We start from the raw sequence: 1,546 nt of genomic DNA, 5'->3' as shown, positions 1-1,546 counted from the left end.
GACAGCCTTGGCACGGGGGTTGCTATTACGATGCAGCAACACTGAGTGAGGGCTGAGTGCACGCAGACGCGCAAGACGAGCGATGCTCTCCTTCCCTTGAACCCGTGTGCCTCGTTTCTGAGAGAGAAACAAAGCTGGCGCGCGAGCCAGCGCGCAAACTTTGGCAAATCGGTTGATGCAGAGCAACATGTCTTCACTGAGACAAATCGCGTTCTACGGCAAGGGTGGCATCGGCAAGTCGACCACCTCGCAGAACACGCTGGCGGCGCTGGCCGAAATGGGCCACAAGATCCTGATCGTGGGCTGCGATCCCAAGGCGGACTCGACCCGCCTGATCCTGCACGCGAAAGCACAGGACACGATTTTGAGCCTGGCGGCGAGTGCCGGCAGCGTCGAGGACCTTGAACTCGAGGACGTCATGAAGATCGGGTATCAGGACATCCGCTGCGTCGAGTCGGGTGGTCCGGAGCCGGGCGTCGGCTGCGCTGGCCGCGGAGTCATCACCTCGATCAACTTCCTGGAAGAGAACGGCGCCTATGAGAACATCGACTACGTCTCCTATGATGTGCTCGGCGACGTCGTCTGCGGCGGTTTTGCGATGCCGATCCGCGAGAATAAGGCGCAGGAAATCTACATCGTCATGTCCGGCGAGATGATGGCAATGTATGCCGCCAATAACATTTCCAAGGGCATTTTGAAGTATGCCAACTCTGGTGGCGTGCGGCTCGGCGGCCTGATCTGCAACGAGCGACAGACAGATAAGGAGCTGGAACTGGCGGAGGCGCTCGCCAAGAAGCTCGGCACCCAGCTGATCTATTTCGTGCCGCGCGACAACGTCGTGCAGCACGCGGAGCTGCGCCGCATGACCGTGCTGGAGTATGCGCCGGAGTCCCAGCAAGCCGATCACTATCGCAATCTTGCGACCAGGATCCACCACAATGGCGGCAAAGGCATCATCCCTACCCCGATCTCCATGGATGAGCTGGAGGACATGCTGATGGAGCACGGCATCATGAAGCCAGTTGACGAGTCCATCGTCGGCAAGACCGCCGCCGAGCTCGCCGCCGAGTAAAGAGCATACCGATGGAGGCCGGCTTTCCCAATGCTTAATGAGGGAGGCCGGCGTTCCGGCGAAAGATCTCGTGACCAGCATCACGATGCAGCAGAGCATACTTGATCGCGGTGGAAAGGTCGGCCATCAATGTTCGAAGCGCAATTCTTTCCGCTTATGGCTGCCAGAGCGAGTGATGTGAACGGTGGGCGGCATAGGGGAATTGCGACCTATCGCCTGCTCACTGGGGCGCACCCCGCAGATGCCGACACAACCAGTGACAGCAATTTCGATCGCCACGCGCTGGCGTCCATTCTGGCGCTCGCCACGATGGATGGTGGTCTTCTTTCCGAGAAGGTCGGTCTGTCAAGCCATGAGCTGGCGGCGTTGCTGGAGCAGTACTTCCCGTCGGTTCGGATGAACGCCGAGGAGTTGCTCTTGCGTTTCAAGCGCAATGAGAGCGATGAGGGCGCAATGTTGCGTGATCTCCTGCTC

The 1,546-nt window shown here is 59.4% G+C and carries 2 protein-coding genes; both read left to right on the top strand.

Translation table 11 applies throughout. The features are described 5' to 3' along the window. The first annotated feature begins 187 nt into the window (after window positions 1–187). Window positions 188–1,072, top strand: coding sequence for a nitrogenase iron protein (nifH, locus tag CWO89_RS44080; RefSeq protein WP_130231928.1), 885 nt, complete (start codon window positions 188–190; stop codon window positions 1,070–1,072). A 129-nt stretch (window positions 1,073–1,201) separates the two neighbouring features. Next, window positions 1,202–1,546, top strand: a 345-nt coding sequence (locus CWO89_RS44075; RefSeq protein WP_207234712.1) for a nitrogen fixation protein NifQ, incomplete at its 3' end; no start/stop codon positions are given.

This window comes from Bradyrhizobium sp. Leo170 (assembly GCF_004296405.1).
Classification (GTDB): Bacteria; Pseudomonadota; Alphaproteobacteria; order Rhizobiales; family Xanthobacteraceae; genus Bradyrhizobium.
This window is presented reverse-complemented; position numbering and strand designations above follow the sequence as displayed.

Bases quoted from the DNA above. Each gene is read 5' to 3' on its own strand.
- nifH (WP_130231928.1), top strand. From the start codon at position 188: ATGTCTTCACTGAGACAAATCGCGTTCTACGGCAAGGGTGGCATCGGC.